Here is a 20,772-nt window from a genome sequence, read left to right as displayed (position 1 = left end):
GGGACCTTTCGGGAAAGTTCAGGGGCCGGGGGAAACGAGGGCGTGGTCGTCTGCGTGGGGGGCGGTGCTCCCGCCCTCGGTACAGCTGTCCACGCCGTCCAGCACCGGGAGCCCCGCGCCGACGAGGCCCGCGGCGAGCGTGCCGCCGTCGGCCGCGTCGATCACCAGGAACGCCCCGGTGCGCCTGCTGCTGTAGTACCCGTCGACCGGGAGCGGCTCCGCCGTGCGGATCGCGACCCGGCCGATCTCGTTGAGCCCCAACGAGGCCGGACTGTCCACACTGGCCAGTCGTTGTTCGTCGAAGCGCGCGCGCAGCTCCGTGACGATGGCCTGCACGGTGCGGGCGCCGTGCTTGACCAGCACACGCGCGCCGGGGGCGAGCGGCTTCTCCGACAGCCAGCACAGGGTGGCGTCGAACTCGTCGGTGACCTGCGGGGGAGTGCCCGCGGCGGCGATCAGGTCGCCGCGCGAGATGTCCAGGTCGTCGGCGAGCAGCAGCGTCACGGACTGGCCCGCCGCCGCCTCGTCGAGCGGCCCGTCGTAGGTGTCGATCTTCTCCACGGTGCTGCGCAGCCCGGCGGGCAGGACGACGACCTCGTCGCCCACCTTGACCGTGCCGGACGCCACCAGGCCCGCGTAGCCCCGGTAGTCCAGGTGTTCCGGCGTGCGCGGCCGGATCACGTACTGGACGGGGAAGCGGAACACGGCGTCGTGCGGGTCGGCCTCGACCGGGACGGATTCCAGGTGCTCCAACAACGTCGGGCCGGAGTACCAGGGGGTGTTCGTGGAGTGTTCCACCACGTTGTCGCCCGCGAGGGCCGACACCGGGATGTGCACCACCGCGTCCGGGCTGTAGCCCAGCGCTGTCGCGTGCGCGGTGAACTCCTTGGAGATGCGGGCGAACGTGGTCTCGTCGAAGTCGACGAGGTCGATCTTGTTGACCGCCAGCACGAGCTGCGGCACGCCCAGCAGCGCCAGCACGGCCGCGTGCCGCCGGGTCTGCTCGATGACGCCCTTGCGCGCGTCGACCAGCAGGATCGCCAGCTGCGCGGTGGACGCGCCGGTCACCGTGTTGCGGGTGTACTGCACGTGGCCGGGGGTGTCCGCGAGCACGAACGAGCGCTTGTCGGTGGCGAAGTACCGGTACGCCACGTCGATCGTGATGCCCTGCTCGCGCTCCGAGCGCAGGCCGTCCACCAGCAGCGAGAGGTCCGGGGTGGTCAGGCCGCGGTCGGCGCTCGCGCGGTGCACGGCGTCGAGCGTGTCGGCCAGCACCGACTTGGTGTCGTACAGCAGCCGTCCGACCAGCGTGGACTTGCCGTCGTCCACGCTGCCCGCCGTCGCCAGCCTCAACAGGTCGCTCATTTAGAAGTAGCCCTCCCGCTTGCGGTCTTCCATGGCTGCTTCGGACAAGCGGTCGTCGGCCCGCGTGGCGCCGCGCTCGGTCAGCCGCGACGCGGCCACCTCGGCGATGACCTCGCGGATGTCGGACGCCTCGGACTCCACCGCGCCGGTGCACGAGCCGTCGCCGACCGTGCGGTAGCGGATCGTCTTGTGCAGCACGGTTTCCTCGGGCCGGGGGCCGCCCCACGGGCCCTCGGTCAGCCACATGCCGTCGCGCAGGTACACGTCGCGCTGGTGCGAGTAGTAGATCGACGGCAGCTCGATGCCCTCGCGCTCGATGTAGTTCCACACGTCGAGCTCGGTCCAGTTGGACAGCGGGAACACCCGCACGTGCTCGCCCGCGCGGTGCCGCCCGTTGTAGAGGTTCCACAGCTCGGGGCGCTGGCGGCGCGGCTCCCACTGGCCGAAGCTGTTGCGCAGGCTGAAGATGCGCTCCTTCGCCCGTGCCCGCTCCTCGTCGCGCCGACCGCCGCCGAACACGGCGTCGTACTTGTGCGAGGTGATCGAGTCGAGCAGCGGCACGGTCTGCAACGGGTTGCGCGTGCCGTCGGGCCGTTCTTCCAGCCTGCCGTCGTCGATCCAGTCCTGGACCTTGGCCACTTCGAGCCGCAGCCCGTGCTGGGCAACGACCTTGTCCCGGAACTCGATGACCTCGTCGAAGTTGTGCCCGGTGTCGACGTGCAGCAGCGGGAACGGCACCGGCGCGGGCCAGAACGCCTTGATCGCCAGGTGCACGAGCAGCGTGGAGTCCTTGCCGCCGGAGAACAGGATCACCGGCCGGTCGAACTCGCCCGCGACCTCGCGGAAGATGTGGATCGCCTCGGACTCGAGGCGGTCCAACGTGGTCTGTTGCGTAGGCGCTGTCATCCGTGGAGCCCGCATTCCGTCTTGGCCATGCCCGCCCAGCGACCGGACCGGGCGTCCTGGCCCGGCAGCGGCTTCGCGGTGCACGGCGCGCAGCCGATGGAGGGATAACCCGCCTGCACCAACGGGTTCTCCAGGATCCCGTGCTCGGCGATGTAGGAGTTGAACTCGTCGTCGGTCCACGGCGCGATGGGGTTGACCTTCACCAGCCCGTTGCGCTCGTCCCACTGCACGATCGGCGTGGTGGCCCGCGTCGGCGCGTCGACCCGGCGCACGCCGGTGACCCACGCGTCGTACCGGGCCAGCGTCCGCTGGAGCGGCACGACCTTGCGCAGCGCGCAGCACCGGCCGGGGTCGGTCTTGTTCAGCAGGCCGAACTCGGCCTCCTGGTCGGCGACGGACTGCTCGGCGGCGGCGTTGACGATGCGCACGTCCGGGTAGACCAGGTCCACCGCGTCACGGGTGCCGATGGTCTCGGCGAAGTGGTAGCCGGTCTCCAGGAACAGGACGTCGACGTCCGGCTTCGCCTTCACGGCGAGGTCGATCAGCACGGCGTCCTGCATGTTGGACGCGACGATCCAGCTCTCGCCGAACGTCCGCGCGGTCCACTCCAGCGCCTCCGCGGCGGTGGCGTCGGCCAGTTCGACCGACGCGGCCTCCGCGATCACCCTCAACTCCTCGGTACGGGTAGTCGTGGTCATCGCTTCACCTCCTGTGGCAAGTGCAGTCCAACGAACTTGACCGTGAAAACACGGCGGCACCCGGTGCAGAGCCAGGCCGCGTGGGGCTCCTCCTCCGGGCGAAGGTCCTCGTCCCCGCAATAGGGGCAGTAGAAGGGCGTCGCACGCTCGGTCGCGCTCACTTGAGATCACCCTCGTCCGCGCGCAGGACCCACTGGGCGAACCGCTCGCCGTCGACCCGCTGAGCCACGAAGTTGCGCACGACCCGCTCGACGTAGTCGGACAGCTCGGCGGCGGTCACCTTGTGCCCGCGCACCTTGCGGCCGAAGCCCGCGTCCAGCCCGAGCCCGCCGCCGAGGTGCACCTGGAAGCCCTCGACCTGGTAGCCGTCGGCGTCCGTGACGATCTGGCCCTTGAGCCCGATGTCCGCGGTCTGGATGCGGGCGCACGAGTTGGGGCAGCCGTTGATGTGGATGCTGACCGGGGCGTCGATCTCGCCAACGATGTCGGCCAGCTTCTTCTCCAGCGTGCTGACCAGGTCCACCGCGCGGGCCTTGGTCTCGACGATCGCGAGCTTGCAGAACTCGATGCCGGTGCACGCCATCACGCCGCGCCGCCACGGCGACGGTTCGGTCTGGAGCCCCAGCTTCGCCAGGTCGCCTTGCAGCGCGGGCACGTCCGCCTCGGCCACGTCCAGCACCACGAGCTTCTGCTGCGGCGTCAGGCGCACCCGGCCGGAGCCCGCGCGTTCGACGGCCTTGGAGACCTCGACGAGCGTCGACCCGGACACCCGGCCCGCGATCGGCGCCGCGCCGACGTAGAACAGGCCGTCCTTCTGCTGGTGCACGCCGATGTGGTCACGCGGCTGCGCGGGCACCTCCGGCGCGGGGCCGTCGATCAGCGTCCGCTTGAGGTACTCGGTCTCGAGGACCTCCCGGAACTTCTCCGGCCCCCAGTCCGCCACCAGGAACTTGATCCGCGCCCGGTGCCGCAGCCGCCGGTAGCCGTAGTCGCGGAACACGCTGATCACGCCCGCCCACACGTCCGGCACCTCGTCGCGCGGCACCCACGCCCCGAGCCGCTTGCCGATCATCGGGTTGGTGGACAGGCCGCCGCCGACCCACAGGTCGAAACCGGGGCCGTGCTCCGGGTGGTCCACGCCGACGAACGCGATGTCGTGGATCTCGTGCGCCACGTCCGGCAGCCCGGAGATGGCGGTCTTGAACTTGCGCGGCAGGTTCGAGAAGGCCGGGTCGCCGATGTAGCGCTCCAGGATCACGTCGATCGCCGAGCTGCCGTCGATCACCTCGTCCACGGCGATGCCCGCGACCGGCGAACCGAGGACCACGCGGGGGCTGTCCCCGCAGGCCTCCATCGTGGTCAGGCCCACGCCCTCCAGCTTCCGCCAGATCGCGGGGACGTCCTCGATGCGGATCCAGTGGTACTGGATGTTCTGCCGGTCGGTGATGTCGGCCGTGTCGCGCGCGTAGGTCTGCGACACCTCGCCCAGCACGCGCAGCTGCTCGGTGGTCAGCCGACCGCCGTCGGAGCGCACCCGGAGCATGAAGAACTCGTCGTCCAGCTCCTCCGGCTCCAACGTGGCCGTCCGGCCGCCGTCGATACCGGGCTTGCGCTGGGTGTAGAGCCCGTACCAGCGGAAACGGCCGCGCAGGTCGGCCGGGTCGATGGAGGCGAAACCGCCGTGGGCGTAGATGTTCTCGATCCGCGCGCGGACGTTGAGCGGGTTGTCGTCCTTCTTGCTGCGCTCGTTGGGGTTGAGCGGTTCGCGGTAGCCGAGCGCCCACTGCCCCTCACCGCGGCGTTGCTTCGTGCCGCGCTGAGACGTCGTAGTCGGGGGGACCATCGTCGTCCTCCGGGGTTTCGGGGCGCTGGGCGCGCGCGGCCGAGTCCCGGTGGAGCGTGGTGGGAGGTCTCGTCAGCGCACCCGGCGCCGGCGGGAACAGATCAATAGCAGGCGCTGGCTATGCCGAAGGACGGCACAACGCGCTGGAGACACGACGGAAGTCGACGTGGCGGCGTACCACCAGGCGGACTCCGGTCGAGGTCATGGCTTGAGAGTGCCACCTGTCCACCCCGTGGTCCACAGCCAACCGAATGCTGGGACGGCGTTCGGACGTGTGTTAAGTGGGAGACTGGACCCCATGCCCTCCGCCCTTCCCGCTGGTGATCCCGCACCCGCCGACGGCTCGCTCCCGCCGTCGGCGTTGGCCGGGCTCGGCAGCCGCCCGTTCGGCGTCTACGTCCACGTCCCGTTCTGCGCCACCCGCTGCGGCTACTGCGACTTCAACACCTACACCGCCGGTGAGCTGGGCACCTCCGCCTCGCCGCAGTCGTGGCTGGAGGGCCTGCGGCGCGAGTTGGACCTGGCCGCGGCGGTGCTCGGGACGCCTCCGCGCGCCGACACGGTCTTCGTCGGCGGCGGCACGCCGTCGCTGCTGGGCGCGGACGGGCTGGCCGACGTGCTGGCGGCCGTGCGGTCGTCGTTCGGCCTCGCCCCCGGCGCGGAGGTGACCACCGAGTCCAACCCCGAGTCCACGTCGGCGGAGTTCTTCGCGGGCATCCGTGACGCGGGTTACACCAGGGTGTCGCTGGGCATGCAGTCCGCCGCCCGCCACGTGCTCCAGGTCCTCGACCGCAAGCACACGCCGGGCAGGCCGGTCGACGCCGCCCGCGAGGCCCGCGCCGCCGGGTTCGAGCACGTGAACCTCGACCTCATCTACGGCACGCCCGGCGAGACGACCGACGACCTCAAGTCCTCGCTCGACGCCGTGTACTCGGCGGGCGTCGACCACGTGTCCGCGTACGCGCTGATCGTCGAGGAGGGCACGGCGCTGTCCCGCAAGATCAGCCGTGGCGTCCTGCCGATGCCCGACGACGACGTGCTCGCCGACAAGTACGAGCAGATCGACGCGGCCATGACCGCGCAGGGGATGCCCTGGTACGAGGTGTCCAACTGGGCGACCGACGCCTCGGCTCAGTGCGCGCACAACCTCCTCTACTGGCGCGGCCACGACTGGTGGGGCGCGGGGCCCGGCGCGCACAGCCACGTCGGCGGCCTGCGCTGGTGGAACGTCAAGCACCCCGCCCGCTACGCCGAGGTGCTGGCCAAGGGCGAGTCCCCGGCCGCCGGTCGTGAACTGCTGACCGCCGACGACCGCCGCGTCGAACGCGTCCTGCTGGAGCTGCGCCTGCGCGACGGCCTGCCGCTCGACGTGCTCGACCCCGACGGGCAGGCCGAGGCGAAGCTCGCTGCGGACGACGGGCTGCTGGAGCCGGACGCGCTGGCCGAAGGCCGCTGCGTGCTGACCGATCGGGGGCGGCTGCTCGCCGACGCCGTCGTGCACCGGCTCACATGAGGCCGTATCGGTGCACAGCCACGCGTCAACGCTCCGTAAACTTGACCCCAGCGCACTCAACATCTGGAGGTGACGCGCCGTGAACGCCGATGAACGCCGGTTCGAGGTGCTGCGCGCGATCGTCGCCGACTACGTCTCCAACCAGGAGCCCGTGGGCTCCAAGGCACTGGTGGAGCGGCACAACCTCGGGGTCTCCAGCGCGACCGTGCGCAACGACATGGCGTCGCTGGAGGAGGACGGCTACATCACCCAGCCGCACACCAGCGCGGGCCGCGTCCCCACGGACAAGGGCTACCGGCTGTTCGTGGACCGGCTGGCCGAGATCAAGCCGCTGTCCACGGCCGAGCGCAAGGCCATCTACAGCTTCCTCGAAGGCGCGCTGGACCTGGACGACGTGCTGCGCCGCAGCGTCCGGCTGCTCGCCCAGCTCACCCGGCAGGTCGCCGTCGTCCAGTACCCCGTGCTCAGCGGGGCCACCGTGCGGCACCTCGAAGTCCTCCGCATCACGCCCGCGCGGCTGATGCTGGTGCTGATCACCGACACCGGCCGCGTCGACCAGCGGTCCGTGGACCTCGGCGACGTGATCACCGAGGACAACGTGGCCCGGCTGCGGTCGATGCTGAACGCCGCCATGGCGGGCAGGCGGCTCGCCGAGGCGTCCGCGAAGGTCGCCGAGCTGCCCGACCAGTCGCCGACGGACCTGCGCGCCGTGATGATCCGGATCAGCACCGTGCTCATCGAGTCGCTCGTCGACCACCCCGAGGAACGCCTGGTGCTGGGCGGCACCGCGAACCTCACCCGCAACGTGGCAGACTTCCCCGGCTCGCTCCGGCAGGTGCTGGAAGCGTTGGAGGAGCAGGTCGTGGTGCTCAAGCTGCTCGCCGCCGCGCGCGATCCGGGGACGATCCTGGTGCGCATCGGCGAGGAGAACGAAGCCGCCGAGATGCGCAGCACCTCGGTGGTGTCCATCGGCTACGGCAGCCATGACAACCTGCTCGGCGGCATGGGTGTCGTGGGGCCGACCCGGATGGACTACCCGGGGACCATGGCGGCCGTTCGCGCGGTCGCCAACTACGTCGGGGAGATCCTGACGGCGCGCTGAGGGGCGGAACAGCCCTGGCACGTTCGACGTTTCGGTACGCGAGCACGGAACAGACGCAAGCGGGAGCGGATCGCGCCCGCAGGAGGACAACACGGTGGCGAGGGATTACTACGGCACGCTCGGGGTCGGGAAGAACGCGACCCCGGAGGAGATCAAGCGCGCCTACCGCAAGCTCGCGAGGCAACTGCACCCGGACGTGAACCCGGACGCGGAAGCGCAGTTCAAGGAGGTGACCGCCGCCTACGAGGTCCTGTCGGACCCGAAGAAGCGCCAGGTCGTCGACCTGGGCGGCGACCCGCTGGAGTCGGGCGGCCGCGGCGGTGGCGGCGGGGGCATGGGCGGCGACCCGTTCTCCGGGTTCGGCCTCGGCGACATCATGGACGCGTTCTTCGGCGCGAACAGCGGCGCGGGCGGCGGGCGCGGACCGCGCAGCCGCGTGCAGCCCGGCTCGGACGCGCTGATCCGGCTCGACATGACGTTGGAGGAGTGCGCGGCGGGCACGAGCCGCGAGCTGACCGTCGACACGGCCGTGCTCTGCGACCGCTGCCATGGCGGCGGCTGCGCCGAGGGCACCTCGCCCATCACCTGCGACACCTGCGGTGGCCGCGGCGAGGTCCAGTCCGTGCAGCGCTCGTTCCTCGGTCAGGTCGTGACGGCCCGCCCGTGCCCGGTGTGCCGCGGCTTCGGCGAGGTCATCCCGGACCCGTGCGGCCAGTGCGGCGGCGACGGCCGGGTGCGGTCGCGCCGGACCATCACCGTGCAGATCCCGCCCGGTGTCGCCGAGGGCATGCGCGTGCGCCTCGCGGGTCAGGGCGAGGTCGGCTCCGGCGGCGGCCCCGCCGGTGACCTGTACGTGGAGATCGAGGAGCAGCAGCACGACGTGTTCGAGCGCGACGGCGCCGAACTGCACTGCGTGGTGCGGATCCCGATGACCGCCGCGGCGCTCGGCGCCGTGCTGCCGCTGGCGACGCTGGACGGCGAGGAGGAGCTGGACATCGAGCCCGGCACCCAGCCGAACACGGAACTGCTGCTGACCGGCCGGGGCATGCCCCGACTGCGGTCCAACGGCCGCGTGGACGGGCGGGGCGACCTGCACGTGCACCTGGAGGTCGTCGTCCCGACCAAGCTCGACGCCCGGCAGACCGAACTGCTGCGCGAACTGGCCACCGAACGGGGCGAGGAAGAGCCCACGCTGGCGCACAACGGCAAGAGCGGCGGCGGCCTGTTCTCCCGCCTGCGCTCCGGCCGCGGCAACCGGTGACGCTGCCCGTCTTCCTGGTCGACCGGCTCCCCGCCGGTGACAGCGGGCTGCTCGACGGCCCGGAGGGCAGGCACGCCGCCACCGTGCGGCGGCTGCGCGCGGGGGAGGAGCTGGTGCTCTCCGACGGCTCCGGCGACCAGGTACGGTGCGTGATCGACGAGGTGCTCGACAAGGACGCGCTGCGGCTCACCGTGGTCGAGCGCTGGACCGTGCCGGACCCGTCGCCGCGCGTCGTGCTGGCGCAGGCGCTCGTCAAGGGCGACCGGGGCGAGCTGGCCGTGGAACTCGCCACCGAGGCGGGCGTCGACGGCGTGGTGCCGTGGCGCGCCGCCCGGTGCGTGACCAAGTGGGAAGAGGGCCCGCGCGGCGCGAAGGCCCTCGCCCGCTGGCGCAGCACCGCCCGCGAGGCGGCCAAGCAGGCCCGCCGCGCGCGGGTGCCGTCGGTCGACGAGCCGGTGAGCACGTCCGGGCTGGTTCGACTGGTGTCCTCGTCGGCGTTGACGTTGGTGCTGCACGAGTCGGCGTCCGTACCACTGAACGCGGTCCCATTGCCGACCGATGGAGACGTGCTGCTGGTCGTGGGCCCGGAGGGCGGGATCACCGACCAGGAGTTGGTCACCCTGACGGAGGCGGGCGCTCACGTAGTGCGACTGGGACCGACCGTTTTGCGGGCTTCTACCGCCGCAGCGGTCGCTTTGGGTGCTCTGGGTGTATTGAGCAGTCGCTGGGAGTGAAGATTCCTGGCCTTTTTGCTTACTCCTAGCGAACTTGTGCGCAAACGAGTTACCCTAATCACCTGAGGGGGCGAACGACTTTGGCCTCTTCAGACCATAACTCGCCGGACACCTCCCCCCTCGGTCCGGCGCCGCCGCGCCGCAGCGGGACGACCCCCAGGTCCCCCTGCGGCGCGGCACCTTTTTGGGGCAGGATCGCCCCCATGCAGCGCGTCTCCTACGGCGATCACCCCAGTCAGTTCGCCGAACTCACCGTCCCGTCCGACGCCACTGACGTTCCCGTGGTGGTCGTGATCCACGGTGGCTTCTGGATGCAGCAGTACGACCTCGACCTTGGTCGTCCGCTGGCCGACGACTTGGTCGCCCACGGTGTCGCCGCGTACAACATCGAGTACCGCAGGCTCGGTGGTGGCGGCGGCTGGCCGACCACCGGGGACGACGTGCTGGCCGCGATCGACGCGCTGGACGACCCTCGGCTCGACCTCACCCGCGTGGTCACCCTGGGTCACTCCGCGGGCGGTCACCTGGCCGTGTGGGCCGCCGCTCGGCACGAGCGCGTCACCGGAGCCGTGTCTCAGGCGGGCGTGCTGGACCTGGCCGCGCACCCGCGGTCGGCGTTCCTGCTCGGCCCGGACCCCGACTACGCCGACGCGTCGCCGATCGCGATGCTCCCCATCGGTGTCCCGGTCGTCTGCGTGCACGGTGAGGCCGACGTGGATGTGCCGGTCAGCCAGTCCGAGGCGTTCAGCGCCGCGTCCGGGTGCGAGTTCGTCCGCTTGGCCGGGGTCGGGCACATGGATCTCGTGGACGTGCGCACCGAAGCGTGGAAAGCCTGCCGGGAGGCCGCGCTCCGGCTCGCGGGTCGGTAACCTCGCCCGCATGTCGGACGACTGCCTGTTCTGCCGCATCGTCGCCGGGGAGATCCCCGCGACCGTCGTGCACGAGACCAAGACCATCCTCGCGTTCCGCGACATCGCGCCCCAGGCGCCGACGCACGTGGTGCTCGTGCCGAAGCTGCACGAGCCGAACGCGCTCGCCCTCGCCGAACGCGCGCCCGGCGAGCTGACCGACCTGTTCGTGGCCGCGGGCGACGTCGCCGAGGCCGAGGGCATCGCCGACAGCGGCTACCGCCTGCTGTTCAACACCGGCGCGGACGCGGGCCAGACCGTGTTCCACGCCCACCTGCACCTGCTCGGCGGCAAACCCCTCGGCCACCTCGCCTAGTCGGCGCGGAAGACCACGCCGACCCGCGCGGTCTCGTCCACCGAGAGCGCGAACACGTCGGGCCGCGCGTAGTGGCCCGACACGTCCAGGTCGCACCGGGCGGCCACCAGGTCGTCCGGGTCGATCGTCGCGGTCAGCAAGCCCGCCGCACCGCGCAGCGGGCCCGCCAGCACGTCCCCGAGCGGTCCGACGATCACGCTGCCCCCGAGGAACGGGTCGGCGTGCTCGGACGGCGACTCGAACTGGCAGGCGCTCAACACGAAGCACCGGCCCTCGCCCGCGATGTGCCGCATCGACGCCAGCCACGCCTCGCGGTCGTCCACGGTCGGCGCGCACCAGAGCTCGACGCCCTTCGCGTACATGGCCGCGCGCAGCAGCGGCATCATGTTCTCCCAGCAGATCACCGCGCCCGCCAAGCCCGCGGCGGTCGGCACGACGGGCAGGGTCGACCCGTCGCCGCGACCCCACACCAGCCGTTCCCGAGCCGTCGGCACCAGCTTGCGATGGGTGCCGACCAGGCCCGCCGAGGGGTCGAGGAACAGTGCGGTGCAGTACAGCGTCGACCCGGCCCGCTCGACCACGCCCACGACAAGGCTCGCCCCGGTCCGCGCGGACAGCCCGGCCAGGACGTCGACCTCGGGGCCGGGCACCGCGACGGCGGCGGCCGCGTAGCGCGGGAACCCCGCCCCGGTGACCCCGCCGCGCGGGTAGCCGCCGAGGATCGCCTCGGGCAGCACCACGAGCGCCGCCCCCGACTCGGCGATCTCCCGTTCGTGGCCCAGGATCCGCTCCAGGGTCGCCGCCGTGCCCTCCGGCGAGGTCCCGGTCTGGAGCACCCCCACCACGACCACCGGCTAGCCCAAGGCCTGCATCAGCGGCACGTGCAGGCGGGCGCGGTCGCCGGGGACGTCGGTCGCGCCGTGCACCATCAGGTCGACCGACGAGCGCTCCACCAGCCCCTTCCGCTCCAGCCACGACCCCAGTTCGTCCTGGTAGGTGTCGACCCGCAGGTCGCCGTCGACCCCGACGGCCAGGTCGCCGATCAGCGTCTTCGCGTCGTCGACGGTGTCGGCCACGACCGGCCCGACCACGAGGGTGTCGACGCTGCGCCACGTCGCCGCGAAGCCGCCCACGGCGTCGAGCCGCACCTGGTCGGTGAACCGGAAGTAGTCCTTCCACAGCTGCTCGCGCTCGACCCCGAACACCTCGGCGTCCTCGCGCACCACGGCGGCCAGGTCGGCGCGCACGGCGGCACGGGTCCTCCCGGACAGCTCACCGGCCGGGAACGTCCCGTAGTACGAGGTCAACCGCGCCACGCTGCGGAAACCCAGCTTCTCGTAGAGCGGCCTGCCCAACGCCGTGGCGTGCAGCGACACGACCGGGCACCCGGCGTTCGCCAGCGCGTGCCCCACCAGCCGCCGCCCCAGGCCCCGCCCGCCGTGGCTCGACGCGACCAGGACCATGCTGATCACGGCGTGCTCGGCGCCGTAGCGGGTGACGATCGTCGTGCCGACCAGCGCGCCCGACTCGTCGAAGAGGCCGTAGCCGCTGCCCAGGTCGAGCAGCAGCCCCCACTTGCGCTCCTCGGCGGGCCAGTCGCGGTCCGCGGCCAGTTTCAGGCAGGCGGCCAGGTCGTCGTACACGAGTGCGCGCAGTGCGGGATCGGTGGTCACGGTGATCCAGTACACACCGTCTGTCCAGCGGGTTGTTTACTTCGGTGCGTTTTGTCGGTACTCGCGACTACCATCGGTGTCGTCAACGAGGACCTACCAGGTTTGGCGCGAAAGCGCAGGAAGCAGGCCCGAGGCTACGTGGTCGGTACCGCAGCGGGTGGAGCCGCCCGATTCCCGGAGGAGCGCCCGGTGAGCATCGCCGCGAGCGCCGCCAACGGAACCAGGAAGTCGTCGTCGGCCGGCCAGGCCCCGACCTACGCCCAATCGAAGATCGCCGTGCCGGACGACGCGCTGCTCGTGCTGCTCGGGTCGCGCGACGAGAACCTGCTCCTCGCCGAGGACCTGCTGGACGCGGACGTGCACGTGCGGGGCAACGAGATCACGTTGTCCGGCGAGCCCGCCGAGGTGGGGTTCGCGGAGCGCGTGTTCTCCGAGCTGATCCAGCTCGCGAGCCGCGGCACGCAGGTCGGCCCGGACACGGTCCGCCGCACGGTCGTGATGCTGTCGGCGAACACGACCGAGTCGCCCGCCGAGGTCTTCAGCCTCGACATCGTGTCCCGCAAGGGCCGCACGATCCGGCCGAAGACGCTGAACCAGAAGCACTACGTCGACGCCATCGACGCCAACACGATCGTGTTCGGCATCGGGCCCGCGGGCACCGGCAAGACGTACCTGGCGGTGGCGAAGGCCGTGCAGGCGTTGCAGGCGAAGCAGGTCAGCCGCATCATCCTCACCCGACCGGCGGTCGAGGCGGGGGAGCGGCTGGGCTTCCTGCCGGGCACCCTGAACGACAAGATCGACCCGTACCTGCGGCCGCTGTACGACGCGCTGCACGACATGGTCGACCCCGAGTCGATCCCGCGGCTGATGCAGGCGGGCACGATCGAGGTCGCGCCGCTGGCGTACATGCGCGGTCGAACGCTGAACGACGCCTTCATCATCCTGGACGAGGCGCAGAACACCACGCCCGAGCAGATGAAGATGTTCCTGACCAGGCTCGGCTTCGGGTCCAAGATCGTCGTCACGGGTGACATCACCCAGGTCGACCTGCCCGGTGGGCAGCGCAGCGGTCTGCGGGTCGTGCGGGAGATCCTGGACGGGGTCGAGGACGTCAACTTCTCGCTCCTGGCCAGCAGCGACGTGGTCCGCCACCGGTTGGTGGGCGACATCGTGGACGCTTACGAGAAGTGGCAGGTCGTCCAGGACAACGCCGACCAGCACGGGCGCCAGACCGGACCCGGTGCACGACGTGGTGAGCAGCGCCGGGGACGATAGGCCCGTGAGCATCGAGATTGCCAACGAGTCCGGGGTCCCGGTCGACGAGCCGTCGATCGTGTCGGCCGCCCGGTTCGCCCTCGACCGGATGGGCGTGAGCCCGCTGGCCGAGCTGTCCGTCCTGCTTGTCGAGCTGGACGTGATGGCGGACCTGCACGAACGCTGGATGGACCTGCCCGGTCCGACGGACGTGATGGCGTTCCCCATGGACGAACTGGACTCGGCCCGGCGCCCCGACGCGGCCGGGCTGGGTCCGGCGTTGCTGGGCGACATCGTGCTGTGCCCGGCGTTCGCCAAGGACCAGGCGAAGAAGGCGGGCCACGGCCTGCTCGACGAGCTGCACCTGCTGACCGTGCACGGCGTGCTGCACCTCCTCGGGTACGACCACGCCGAGCCCGCCGAGGAGCGCGAGATGTTCACGCTCCAGAACCGCATCCTCGCGGACTTCCGGTCCGCGACCGCCGAGGCGGAGCGGCTCGCGGTGCAGCGCGCCTCGGACTCCAAGCTCCTCGGCGCCGTGGGCCTGGAGCACTCGGACCATCCCGAACCCTCCGACCCCAACGCGTAGAGGTCGAACCGGTGACCACGAGTTCCGCGAGCTTGATCTTCCTGGCCGTGGTGCTGGTGCTGGCGGCGGGCCTGTTCGCCGCGGCCGACGCGGCGCTGGGCACGGTGTCCCGCGCCCGCGTCGAGGGCCTGCAACGCCAGGGCCGCACCGGCGCCCGCCAGCTCCTCCAGGTGCTGGCGGACCGGCCGAGGCACGTGAACCTGCTGCTCCTGCTCCGGCTGGCGTGCGAGCTGTCGGCGACGGTGCTGGTCACGGTCGTGTGCCTGCGGCTGGTGTCGCCGCCGTGGCTGGCCGTCGTGACGGCGGGGCTGTCGATGCTTGTGGTGTCGTACGTGCTTGTCGGCGTCGGCCCGCGCACCATCGGCCGCCAGCACCCGTACGCCGTCGGCCTGGTCGCCGCCGCCCCGATCCGGGTGCTCGGCCGCGTGCTCGGGCCGTTGAGCAGGCTGCTGATCCTGGTCGGCAACGCGATCACCCCCGGCAAGGGCTTCCGCGAGGGCCCGTTCTCCTCCGAGGTCGAGCTGCGCGAGCTGGTCGACATGGCCCAGGAGCGCGGGGTCGTGGACGAGGGCGAGCGCGAGATGATCCACTCGGTGTTCGAGCTGGGCGACACGATCGCCCGCGAGGTCATGGTGCCGCGCACCGAGATCGTGTGGATCGAGCAGGCCAAGTCGCTGCGGCAGGCGCTCGCGCTGTCGTTGCGCACCGGGTACACGAGGGTGCCGGTGATCGGCGAGAGCGTCGACGACATCGTCGGCGTGGTGAACCTCAAGGACCTCGTGCGGGTGACGTTCGCGGACGAGGTCAACGGCACGACCGTCGGCGAGATGATGAAGCAGGCCACCTTCATCCCCGACTCGAAGCCGCTCGCCGACCTGCTGCGCGAGATGCAGCTGTCCCGCACGCACCTGGTCATCGTGATCGACGAGTACGGCGGCACCGCGGGCCTGCTGACCATCGAGGACATCATCGAGGAGATCGTCGGCGAGATCACCGACGAGTCCGACACCGACGACCGCCCGCCGGTCGAGCACCTGGCCGACGGCGCGGTGCGGGTGAGCGCCCGCCTGCCGGTCGACGACCTGGACGCCCTGTTCGGCACGGAGCTCGACGAGCACGAGGTCGAGACCGTCGGCGGACTGCTGGCCCAACGCCTGGGCCGGGTCCCGCTGCCCGGCACCGAGGCCGAGATCGCGGGCCTGCGGATGCGCGCCGAGGGCGGCAAGGACGAACGCGGCCGCATGCGCATCACCACCGTCCTGGTACGCCCGGTCGCGCTCGCGGAACCGGCAGACGACAAGGAACGCGAGGACCACCGTGCCTGACCTGGACGCCGAGGACCAGAAGATCGTCACCCTCGCCCGCGCCGTGCGCGCCCGCACGGGTGCGGCGGAGGGCGCGGCCGTCCGCGACACCGACGGCCGCACCTACGCCGCCGCCACCGTGACCCTCCCGTCCCTGCGCCTCACGGCGTTGCAGGCGGCGGTCGCGGCCGCGGTCTCCAGCGGCGCGGAAGCCCTCGAAGCCGCGGCCGTGGTCACCGAGGCGGACGAGGTCGACGCCGACTCCCTGTCCGCCGTCCGCGACCTCACCACCGGCCCGGTCTTCCGCGCCGACACCTCCGGGACCGTGGTCGACACCGCCTGAGGGGCCGTCACCCCCGCCGGTGCAGCAGGTTCGCCAACTGCACGCGGCTGCGCACGTCGAGCTTCGCGAACACCGACCGGACGTGCGTCCCGACGGTGTTGACCGACACCCCGAGTTCGGCCGCCGCCGACCGGTTCGTGTGCCCGTTGCCGACGAGTTCGGCCACGGCCGACTCCGTCGCCGTCAACGACTCCCACCCGAACGTCGGCCGCGGCCCACGTCGACCGACGGCACCCAGCGCCCGGTCCAGCACCGAGGCGGGCAGCACCGCCCCAACGGCGTCGTAGAGCCGTCGTGCCTCGGTCAGCCGACGCACGGCCTCCTCCCGGTCCACCGCCAGCAACGCGGTCCCGAGGTCGCCGAGCGCGGCGGCCAGCAGCAACGGCCGCGGCCCCTCGCGCAGCACGTCGACCGCCTCTCCCACCAGCCGCACGTCCCCGTCGACCAAGCCACGCGTGTGCAACGCCAACCCGCCGAAGCTGGCCACGCCGGGGTTGCGCTCGGCCGCGGTCTCGGCGAGCGCGGCGGCCTCCGACGCGAACGCGTGATCACCCACCGCCAAGCCGACCTGCACGAACGGCCGGGTCCACAGCGGGAACCACGGCCAGTACTCGCGGCTCGTGCGGGCGACCGCGAGCAGGGGCCGGTAGTCGGCGGCGGCCTCCTCGGCCTTCCCCTCCAGCAGGGAGATCCACCCCCGCATCAGCCGCGTCGCCGTGGTGTGGATGGCGGGGCTCGGGCGGGAGTGGGCGGCCAGGCGCGACCGGGCCGTGGCGAAGTCGCCGCGGACCATGGCCGTGAAAGCCAGCACCGACCCCGCGTCCAGGGTGCTCACGTGCTCGCCGACCTCGTCCGCGAGCCGGACGAGGGTGTGCGCCTGCGCTTCCGCCTCGTCCAGGCGACCGAGGTTGACGTCCTGCCACATCCGGGCGTGGACCAGGTCGGGGCTGTCGCCCGCGTCGGCCAGCAGGACCGCGGCCTCGTCGTAGCGGTCGAGCATCTGGAGCGCCCGGACCTCCTCGGCCAGGTGCTCGTCGCCCGCCAGGGCGCGCAAAGCGTGGACGCGGGCGTGCGCCACCGCGTGGCGGCCCTCCTGCCTCGCCACGACCGACAGCGCGAGCAGCGCCAACCGTTCCGCCTCGCCGTCACCGACCCGGCGGGCCTCGGCCAAGGCCGCCGACGCCTCGCGCGCGGCGTCCGAGGACGTGCCCACCCGCACGAGCGCCAACGTGCCCGCCGCGGCGAGCCGGGCCCGTGAAGTCGGCGACAAGTCGCCGGGAACGCGCGTGCGCTCACCGATCTCGGCGAGCCGGTTCATCGACCACAGCGCCCGGCTCGCGAGCACCTGGAGCCGGGCGCGGGTGTCGGCGTCGGCGGCGTGCGGCAGGAGCCGGTCCACGACCTCGACGGCCTGCCGCCCGCGTTGGAGCCGCACCAGGAGTTCGGCACACTCCTCGCCCACCTCGGCCCACGACGTCGAATCCTCGGCGGTCAGCCCGAACGCCCGGAGCGCGAGGTCCGCGGCGACGTCCGGCACCGCGCTCACGGCCGCGGCCGCGCGGAGCACGGTGACGGCCTCGTGGTCGCCGACGACCGCCCCCACCTGGAAGTGCGGGGCCGCGGCGAGCGGGTCGTCGAGCAGGAGCCGTCCGCAGGTGCGGTGCAGCGCGAACCGGTCGTCCGCGCCCAGGTCGGCGTACACGGCCTCGCGCAGGAGGTCGTGCCGGAACGAGACGTGCCACCCGTCGCGGCGCAGCAGTCCTTCGGCGACGCCCTGCTCGGCCGCGTCGAGCACGACGGCCGCGGGCAGACCGCCGAGCAGGACCGCGGCCTGGTCGGCGGTGATCGCCCGACCCCACACGGCGCAGAGCCGCAGCAGCCGCACCAGGTCCGCGCCCAGCGACGGCATCCGCCGCCGGACCCCGAGGACGACCTCGGCGGGCAGGTCCCCGTCGGCGTCGTCCCAGGCGGCGTCGAGCACTCGCACGGCCCAGAACGGGCTGCCGCCCACGCGGCTCAGCAGGGCGGCGGTCCGGCGGTCCGGTGACGAGCCGAGGCGGTCGCGGGCCAGGTCCTCGATGCCCGCGGCGTCCAACGGGCCCAGGGCGATGCGCTGGTCCGCCCGGCCCTCGACCGAGCGGCCCGCGAGCAGCCAGACGACGGGGGAGCCGGTCAGCCGGTCGGTGAGGACCCGCAGCGCGAAGCGGGTGAACCCGTCGGCCCACTGGAGGTCGTCGACGCCGACCAGCACGGGCGCGTCGAGGGCGCGTTCCTCCAGCAGCACGGCGACGCGGTCCACCAGCCACAGCGGGCTGTCGCGCAGCGCGGCGAGGTCGGCGAACGACTTCTCGTCGAGCAGCGGGTGCGGGCCGGAGCGCAGGGCGACCAGCAGCGGCGCGCCCTCGGTGATCCGGTCGATCTCCTCGGCCTTGCCGGTGCCGACGAGGTACCCCGTCCGGCGGGCGTTCTCGGCCACAGCTTCGAAGAACGCGGTCTTCCCGATGCCCGGCTCACCGGTCACCGCGAGCACGGCCCCCCGCCCCGAGCGGGCGGTGCGGCGCAGCACGGCCAGCGCGGCGGACAGCTCGGCACCACGGCCCCTGAGCGTCTCCAGCGTCGTCCCCGTCCCTGCTCCCCGGTGGGGCCCGGATGCTACCCGGAGACCCCTCCTCACCTGTTCAGGTGAGGTCCGCCGACCCGCGTGAACCCGCGCCCGTCAGAAGACCACGGGTTCACGCGATCCGCCCGAGGTGCCCTCGGTGGTGTGCTGCCCGTACCGACCGAGAAACCACGGAGAACCGCCATGCCGATGATCGACGCCTACGCCGTCGCCGGAACCTTCCCCGACAAGCACAAGCTGGCCGTGGACCTCGCCTCCGCCGTCATGCGGATCGAGGAGGTCCCCGCCATCCCGATGTTCCGGCAGAACACCGCCGCGTTCGTGCACGACCTGCCCGCCGACTCGCTGTCCAACGTCGACGGCGACAGCGACTACGTGCGCGTGCAGGTGCTCACCAACGCGGGCGCGCTCGACCGCGACAAGCAGCTCGCCGTCGTCCGCGAGCTGACCGCGATCGTCGCGGACGCGGCGGGCGACCCGACCCTGCCCGACCGCACCTGGGTCCTGCTCACCGAGGCCCCCGAGGGCGGGTGGGGCCTCAAGGGCCACGCCAACACCAACGCCGAACTCGTCCTCGCGGCACGGGCCCAGATCGCCGAGCTGTCCGGGAAGTGAGAACCCGCCGACCGGGTTCGGGGGCGTTCACCCCCACCCGGTCGGCGCCGCTTTCGGCACCAGGGACAATGGACGGATGGATGGTTACCGCTCAGGGTTCGCGTGCTTCGTCGGCCGTCCGAACGCGGGGAAGTCGACGCTGACCAACGCGCTGGTCGGCACCAAGGTCGCGATCACGTCGAGCAAGCCGCAGACGACCCGCCACACCATCCGGGGCATCGTGCACCGCGAGGACGGCCAGCTGATCCTCATCGACACCCCCGGCCTGCACCGGCCGCGCACGCTGCTCGGCCAGCGCCTCAACGACCTGGTCCGCGAGACGTGGTCGGAGGTCGACGTGGTCGGCTTCTGCGTGCCCGCCGACCAGAAGGTCGGACCGGGCGACAAGTTCATCGCCGCCGAACTCGAGAAGATCGCCAAGAAGACGCCGGTGATCGGCATCATCACCAAGACCGACCTCGTGCCGCAGCAGCAGGTGGCCGAGCAGCTGCTGGCGTTGCAGAACATCATGGAGTTCGCCGACATCATCCCGGTGTCCGCGGTGGACGGCTACCAGGTGGACACGCTGGAGAAGCTGCTGCTCGACCGGCTGCCGGAGGGCTCGCCGCTGTACCCGGACGGCGACCTGACCGACGAGCCGGAGGCGACGCTGATCGCGGAGCTGATCCGCGAGGCCGCGCTGGAGGGCGTGCACGACGAGCTGCCGCACTCCATCGCCGTGCTGGTCGAGGAGATGGCGCCGCGCGAGGGCCGCGACGACCTGATCGACGTGCACGCGAACCTGTACGTCGAGCGCACCAGCCAGAAGGCGATCATCCTCGGCCACCGCGGCGAGCGCCTGAAGCAGGTCGGCATCACCTCCCGCAAGCAGATCGAGGCGCTGCTGGGCAGCAAGGTGTTCCTGGACCTGCACATCAAGATCGCCAAGGACTGGCAGCGCGACCCGAAGCAGCTGCGCCGACTGGGGTTCTAGATGGCGAACCTGTACCGCGACACCGGGATCGTCCTGCGCGTGCAGAAGCTGGGCGAGGCGGACCGGATCATCACTCTGCTGACCCAGAAGCACGGCAAGGTGCGGGCGGTGGCGAAGGGCGTGCGCCGCACGTCGTCGCGGTTCGGGGCCAGGCTGGAGCCGTTCGGGCACGTGGACGTGCAGTTCTACCCCGGCCGGTCGCTCGACGTCGTGACGCAGGTGGAGACGCTGGACGCGTTCCACGTGAGCCTGGTCGGCGACTACTCCCGCTACACGGCGGCGTGCGCGGTGCTGGAGACGGCCGACCGGCTCACCGCCGAGGAGGGCGAACCGGCGCTGCGGCTGTACCTGCTGGTCACGGGCGCGCTGCGGGCGTTGGCGGCGGGGGAGCGGGACGGCTCGCTGGTGCTGGACGCGTTCCTGATGCGCGCGATGTCCATCGCGGGCTGGGCACCGGCCGTGGACGAGTGCGCCCGCTGCGGCGAACCCGGCCCGCACCGCGCGTTCAACGTGCAGGCGGGCGGCGTCGTGTGCGCGAACTGCCGCCCGGCGGGCTCGGCGACCCCGTCCGCGGACACCCTGCGACTGCTGATCGCACTGCTGCACGGCGAGTGGGACGTGGTGGACGCGCTACCGGTCGGCGCGCGCCGCGACGCGAGCGGCCTCGTCGCCGCTCACCTCCAGTGGCACATGGAGCGACAGCTCCGTTCGCTACCTCTGGTCGAGCGAACGGGACGTCCGGTCGAGGGCTAAAG

Annotated in this window: 21 protein-coding genes; 13 read left to right on the top strand and 8 right to left on the bottom strand. The window is 72.0% G+C overall.

The annotated features are described in order from the left end of the window. Window positions 1–18 precede the first annotated feature (18 nt). Genes ACFWW9_RS17100 through ACFWW9_RS17080 form a run of 5 tightly spaced genes read right to left on the bottom strand, consistent with a single transcriptional unit; the run spans window position 19 to window position 4,812 of the window. Complete coding sequence (locus ACFWW9_RS17100; RefSeq protein ID WP_390377928.1) at window positions 19–1,365, bottom strand: sulfate adenylyltransferase subunit 1; 1,347 nt, start codon at window positions 1,363–1,365, stop codon at window positions 19–21. Beyond that, window positions 1,366–2,271, bottom strand: coding sequence for a sulfate adenylyltransferase subunit CysD (gene cysD / locus ACFWW9_RS17095; protein ID WP_390377925.1), 906 nt, complete (start codon window positions 2,269–2,271; stop codon window positions 1,366–1,368). Further along, on the bottom strand, window positions 2,268–2,969 hold the full coding sequence (locus ACFWW9_RS17090) for a phosphoadenylyl-sulfate reductase (RefSeq protein ID WP_390377922.1): 702 nt from the start codon (window positions 2,967–2,969) through the stop codon (window positions 2,268–2,270). The genes cysD and ACFWW9_RS17090 overlap by 4 nt, the downstream gene beginning before the upstream one ends. Beyond that, window positions 2,966–3,130 (bottom strand): Insertion element protein, encoded by a 165-nt coding sequence (locus tag ACFWW9_RS17085; protein WP_106192632.1) that lies wholly within the window; start codon window positions 3,128–3,130, stop codon window positions 2,966–2,968. The genes ACFWW9_RS17090 and ACFWW9_RS17085 overlap by 4 nt, the downstream gene beginning before the upstream one ends. Beyond that, window positions 3,127–4,812 carry a nitrite/sulfite reductase gene (locus ACFWW9_RS17080; protein WP_390377919.1) on the bottom strand — a complete coding sequence of 562 codons (1,686 nt, stop codon included), beginning with the start codon at window positions 4,810–4,812 and terminating at the stop codon, window positions 3,127–3,129. The genes ACFWW9_RS17085 and ACFWW9_RS17080 overlap by 4 nt, the downstream gene beginning before the upstream one ends. A 298-nt stretch (window positions 4,813–5,110) precedes the next feature. Between ACFWW9_RS17080 and hemW the strand changes: the two genes are divergently transcribed. From hemW to ACFWW9_RS17050, 6 genes are all read left to right on the top strand, one after another. After that, window positions 5,111–6,325 carry a radical SAM family heme chaperone HemW gene (hemW, locus tag ACFWW9_RS17075; protein ID WP_390377916.1) on the top strand — a complete coding sequence of 405 codons (1,215 nt, stop codon included), beginning with the start codon at window positions 5,111–5,113 and terminating at the stop codon, window positions 6,323–6,325. Between the two features lie 79 nt (window positions 6,326–6,404). Then, window positions 6,405–7,427, top strand: coding sequence for a heat-inducible transcriptional repressor HrcA (gene hrcA / locus ACFWW9_RS17070; RefSeq protein WP_390377913.1), 1,023 nt, complete (start codon window positions 6,405–6,407; stop codon window positions 7,425–7,427). 94 nt (window positions 7,428–7,521) lie between these two features. Next, window positions 7,522–8,688 carry a molecular chaperone DnaJ gene (dnaJ, locus tag ACFWW9_RS17065; RefSeq protein WP_390377910.1) on the top strand — a complete coding sequence of 389 codons (1,167 nt, stop codon included), beginning with the start codon at window positions 7,522–7,524 and terminating at the stop codon, window positions 8,686–8,688. Next, entirely contained in the window at window positions 8,685–9,422 is a 738-nt protein-coding gene (locus tag ACFWW9_RS17060) for a 16S rRNA (uracil(1498)-N(3))-methyltransferase (RefSeq protein ID WP_390377907.1), read from the top strand. Before dnaJ ends, ACFWW9_RS17060 begins: the two co-directional genes overlap by 4 nt. A 203-nt stretch (window positions 9,423–9,625) precedes the next feature. Further along, on the top strand, window positions 9,626–10,291 hold the full coding sequence (locus ACFWW9_RS17055) for an alpha/beta hydrolase family protein (protein WP_390377904.1): 666 nt from the start codon (window positions 9,626–9,628) through the stop codon (window positions 10,289–10,291). Window positions 10,292–10,301: 10 nt separating this feature from the next. Further along, window positions 10,302–10,646 carry a histidine triad nucleotide-binding protein gene (locus tag ACFWW9_RS17050; RefSeq protein ID WP_390377901.1) on the top strand — a complete coding sequence of 115 codons (345 nt, stop codon included), beginning with the start codon at window positions 10,302–10,304 and terminating at the stop codon, window positions 10,644–10,646. Here the strand turns inward: ACFWW9_RS17050 and ACFWW9_RS17045 are convergent. Together ACFWW9_RS17045 and ACFWW9_RS17040 are read right to left on the bottom strand one after the other, a co-directional pair. Then, on the bottom strand, window positions 10,643–11,488 hold the full coding sequence (locus tag ACFWW9_RS17045; protein ID WP_390377898.1) for a carbon-nitrogen hydrolase family protein: 846 nt from the start codon (window positions 11,486–11,488) through the stop codon (window positions 10,643–10,645). The genes ACFWW9_RS17050 and ACFWW9_RS17045 overlap by 4 nt on opposite strands. A 12-nt stretch (window positions 11,489–11,500) precedes the next feature. Then, complete coding sequence (locus ACFWW9_RS17040) at window positions 11,501–12,319, bottom strand: GNAT family N-acetyltransferase (RefSeq protein WP_390377895.1); 819 nt, start codon at window positions 12,317–12,319, stop codon at window positions 11,501–11,503. 195 nt (window positions 12,320–12,514) lie between these two features. On the opposite strand from ACFWW9_RS17040, the gene ACFWW9_RS17035 reads away from it, so the two are divergent. From ACFWW9_RS17035 to ACFWW9_RS17020, 4 genes are read left to right on the top strand one after another with little or no spacing between them, the layout of a single operon-like run. Continuing rightward, window positions 12,515–13,594, top strand: coding sequence for a PhoH family protein (locus ACFWW9_RS17035; protein WP_390378025.1), 1,080 nt, complete (start codon window positions 12,515–12,517; stop codon window positions 13,592–13,594). Window positions 13,595–13,598: 4 nt separating this feature from the next. After that, window positions 13,599–14,162 (top strand): rRNA maturation RNase YbeY, encoded by a 564-nt coding sequence (gene ybeY / locus ACFWW9_RS17030; protein WP_390377891.1) that lies wholly within the window; start codon window positions 13,599–13,601, stop codon window positions 14,160–14,162. 11 nt (window positions 14,163–14,173) lie between these two features. Then, window positions 14,174–15,487: a hemolysin family protein gene (locus ACFWW9_RS17025; protein ID WP_390377888.1), complete on the top strand. Its 1,314-nt coding sequence runs from the start codon at window positions 14,174–14,176 to the stop codon at window positions 15,485–15,487. After that, entirely contained in the window at window positions 15,480–15,809 is a 330-nt protein-coding gene (locus ACFWW9_RS17020; protein ID WP_390377885.1) for a cytidine deaminase, read from the top strand. The genes ACFWW9_RS17025 and ACFWW9_RS17020 overlap by 8 nt, the downstream gene beginning before the upstream one ends. A 7-nt stretch (window positions 15,810–15,816) precedes the next feature. Here ACFWW9_RS17020 and ACFWW9_RS17015 read toward each other — a convergent pair whose 3' ends face one another. After that, the gene (locus ACFWW9_RS17015; protein WP_390377882.1) at window positions 15,817–18,483 is read right to left on the bottom strand and encodes an AAA family ATPase; all 2,667 of its coding nucleotides are present in this window, start codon (window positions 18,481–18,483) and stop codon (window positions 15,817–15,819) included. A gap of 129 nt (window positions 18,484–18,612) precedes the next feature. On the opposite strand from ACFWW9_RS17015, the gene ACFWW9_RS17010 reads away from it, so the two are divergent. The 3 genes from ACFWW9_RS17010 (at window position 18,613) to recO (ending at window position 20,770) form a co-directional block, all read left to right on the top strand. Beyond that, window positions 18,613–19,044 (top strand): 4-oxalocrotonate tautomerase family protein, encoded by a 432-nt coding sequence (locus ACFWW9_RS17010; protein WP_390377879.1) that lies wholly within the window; start codon window positions 18,613–18,615, stop codon window positions 19,042–19,044. Window positions 19,045–19,120: 76 nt separating this feature from the next. Beyond that, the gene (gene era / locus ACFWW9_RS17005; protein WP_390377876.1) at window positions 19,121–20,017 is read left to right on the top strand and encodes a GTPase Era; all 897 of its coding nucleotides are present in this window, start codon (window positions 19,121–19,123) and stop codon (window positions 20,015–20,017) included. Next, window positions 20,018–20,770, top strand: a complete 753-nt coding sequence (recO, locus tag ACFWW9_RS17000; protein ID WP_390377873.1) for a DNA repair protein RecO — start codon at window positions 20,018–20,020, stop codon at window positions 20,768–20,770. Window positions 20,771–20,772: the final 2 nt, after the last annotated feature.

This window comes from Umezawaea sp. NPDC059074 (assembly GCF_042738955.1).
GTDB lineage: Bacteria > Actinomycetota > Actinomycetes > Mycobacteriales > Pseudonocardiaceae > Umezawaea.
Note: the sequence above shows the minus strand (reverse complement) of the source record. Positions and strands in the feature narration are given on the sequence as shown.